The organism is Pseudomonas sp. XP1 (assembly GCF_053557675.1).
Window position 1 is genome coordinate 158,369 of sequence record NZ_JBNRIJ010000011.1, and the last position, 3,204, is coordinate 161,572.

2 protein-coding genes are annotated in these 3,204 nt (G+C 63.5%); one reads left to right on the top strand and one right to left on the bottom strand.

Annotated elements, in window-relative coordinates; translation table 11 throughout:
• Positions 1 to 10: 10 nt before the first annotated feature.
• Positions 11 to 1,315 carry an ammonium transporter gene (locus tag ACK1U9_RS12945; RefSeq protein WP_108480615.1) on the top strand — a complete coding sequence of 435 codons (1,305 nt, stop codon included), beginning with the start codon at positions 11 to 13 and terminating at the stop codon, positions 1,313 to 1,315.
• Between the two features lie 122 nt (positions 1,316 to 1,437).
• Here the strand turns inward: ACK1U9_RS12945 and ACK1U9_RS12950 are convergent, their stop codons facing one another.
• Positions 1,438 to 2,850 (bottom strand): purine-cytosine permease family protein, encoded by a 1,413-nt coding sequence (locus tag ACK1U9_RS12950; protein ID WP_025338785.1) that lies wholly within the window; start codon positions 2,848 to 2,850, stop codon positions 1,438 to 1,440.
• Positions 2,851 to 3,204 lie beyond the last annotated feature (354 nt).

A 3,204-nucleotide genomic window follows, 5' to 3' on the forward strand; every position in this document is an offset into this window, starting at 1 on the left:
GAGTGACTCCATGAAGCACCTCACCCTCGCTGTAATGTTGTTGGCCCTGACCACCCGGGCCCACGCCGCCGACCCCACCCTGGACACCGGCAACACCGCCTGGATGATCTGCGCCGCGATGTTCGTGCTGATGATGTGCATCCCGGGCCTGGCACTGTTCTACGGTGGCATGGTGCGGGCCAAGAACCTCCTCTCGGTGTTCACCCAGCTGTTCGCCGTTGCCGGGGTGATCGGCATTCTCTGGGTGCTGTTCGGCTATAGCCTGGTGGTAGACACCACCGGCATGGTCGAGGGGCAGTTGACCGTCAACAGTTTCATCGGCGGGCTGGACAAGGCGCTGATGCTGGACATCGGCCATGACAGCCTGGTCGGTAGCATCCCCGAAGGCGTGTTCGCGGTGTTCCAGCTGACCTTCGCCATCATCACCCCGGCGCTGATTGCCGGTGGTTTTGCCGAGCGCATGAAGTTCAGTGCTTCATTGCTGTTCATGGCCGCCTGGTTCGTGCTGGTGTATGCGCCGATCGCGCATATGGTCTGGGGCGGGCCGGGGGCATTGTTGGTCGACTGGGGCGTGCTGGACTTTGCCGGTGGTACCGCCGTGCATATCAACTCCGGTGTGGCAGCGCTGGCTGCGGCCTTGATGCTGGGCAAGCGCAAGGGCTACCCGCAGGTGGCCATGCCGCCGCACAACCTCGGTTTCACCCTGGTGGGCGCCGGGCTGCTGTGGGTGGGCTGGTTCGGCTTCAACGTCGGCTCGGGGCTGGCGGCCAACCAGGCGGCGGGGGTGGTGATGCTGGCGACCATGGTGGCGGCCTGTGCGGGGATTGTCGGCTGGTTGCTGACCGAGAAGGTGGCGCATGGTCGGCCGACGGCCTTGGGTGCAGCTTCAGGGGCTTTGGCAGGGTTGGTCGGGATTACCCCGGCCTGTGCATTTGTCGGGCCGCTGGGTGCGCTGGTGATCGGGCTGTTGACCGGGGCCATCTGTTTCTTTGCCGTGACCCGGTTGAAGCAGGCGCTGGGCTACGACGACAGCCTGGATGTGTTCGGCCTGCATGGCGTGGGCGGAATGGTCGGCGCAATCCTTACCGGGGTCTTTGCCGCGCCTTCGTTGGGCGGTTATGTGGAGGGTGCGTCACCCGTCGGGCAGGCATTGGTGCAATTTAAGGGGGTGGCGTTCACCTTCGTGTATTGCTTTGTAGTGAGTTGGGCGATTCTGGGGGCGATCGAGCTGACCATCGGGCTGCGGGCCAGCCGGGAAGAGGAAGAACAGGGGCTGGACCTTGCGGAGCACAATGAGCGGGCCTACAACCTCTGACTGATGTGTTGCCTGTACCGGCCTGTTCGCGGGTAAACCCGCTCACACAGGGAAAGCACATATCCGAAGACGATATCACTGTGGGAGCGGGTTCACCCGCGAAGTGGCCGGTACAGTTTGAATCAATGCCCCATGGCCACCTTGGCGCTCATCTGACGGCGACGGTAGGCGCTGTCACGGCTGGCCAGCCACCAGTACAGCGGCGAAGTAACGGCCAACCCCACCAGCCACGACAGGTCCGCTCCGTTGATATGCTCGGAAATCGGCCCGACATACAGCGGCGTGTTCATGAACGGGATCTGCACCACGATGCCCACGGCATAGGCAATCAGCGCCTGCGGGTTGTAGCGCCCGTAGATGCCGCCATCGACCTGGAAGATCGACTGGATATCGTAGTCACCCTTGTGGATGGCATAGAAGTCGATCAGGTTGATCGCTGTCCACGGCACCAGCACCACCAGCAGCACCAGCACCATGTCGACGAAGTGGCCGATGAAGTCCGCCGAGGCGAACACCGCCACCACGCAGCAGGCCGTCAGCACTACCAGCGACAGCACGGCGCGGCTCTTGGCGGTGGGGATCCAGCGGTGGGCGAAGGTTTGCACCAGGGTGATGATCGACAGCACGGCGCCATACAGGTTGAGGGCGTTGTGGCTGATCACGCTGAGCAGGAACAGCACCAGCATGATCGGGCCGAGGGTGCCGGTGGCCAGCTTGACCGCGTCCATGGTGTCCATGCCGGCCGGGATCGCCAGCACCGCCACGGCGCCGAAGATGAACGACAGGCTCGAACCCAGGGCCGAGCCCAGGTAGGTAGTCCAGAACGTCGAGCTGACCTTCACGTCCGCCGGCAGGTAGCGCGAGTAGTCCGACACGTAGGGCGCAAAGGCGATCTGCCACAGCGCCGCCAGCGACACGGTGGCCAGCCAGCCGGCCAGGTTGAAGCCGCCGCGGGTGAGAAAGTCGTCGCTTTGCACGTGGCTGAAGATGTAGCCGAAACCGACCACGATGCCGATACCCAGCACCCAGGTGCCGATGCGGTTGAGCACGTGGATGAAGCGGTAGCCGATGATGCCGATGATGCCCGAGCCCAGTGCACCGATGACGATGCCCACCGGTACCGGCACGGCATCGACCACGCCGTGCAGCGACTTGCCGGCGAGGACGATGTTGGAGGCGAAGAAGCCGATGTACATGACCCCGGCGATCACCACCACCAGCAGCGCGCCGAGCGAGCCGAACTGGGCGCGGCTCTGGATCATCTGCGGGATGCCCATCTGCGGGCCCTGGGCCGAGTGCAGCGCCATCAGTACACCACCAACCAGGTGGCCGACCAGGATGGCGACGATGCCCCACACCAGGTTCAGGTGGAACAGTTGCACACCCAGTGCACCGGTGACGATGGGCAGCGGCGCGATGTTGCCGCCGAACCACAGTGTGAACAGATCCCTTACCTTTCCATGGCGGTCTTGCGGGGGCACGTAGCCGATCGTGTGTTTTTCTATGAGGGGTGCCGAATTGGCTGCACTGGTCATGACTGACTCCAAGGCAAGGTAGGGCATCGGGAGCTGCCCGGGGGCGTGCCGGCGAAGGGCGACGCGTTCTTGTTGGAGCGATGATGCGGGGCGCGGGGATAACGAGAAATTAGTAAATATGTGCCCATAAACCTTAAAAAACCTAAGGCTGACAAAAGGTCAAGCGGAGGACGGTAGCAAGGAGGGTGCCAGGGAGCGGGAGGGCTTGGGCTAGCGGGGTTCGGACCTTGTGGAGGCGAGAGGTGGTGTGCTTTGGTGGGGCGCCGTGCACGTTTTCAGGGCAGATAAAAAGGTTGCCAGTGCCGGCCCTTTCGCGGGTGAACCCGCTCCCACAGGGGCCGCATTGATTTCAAG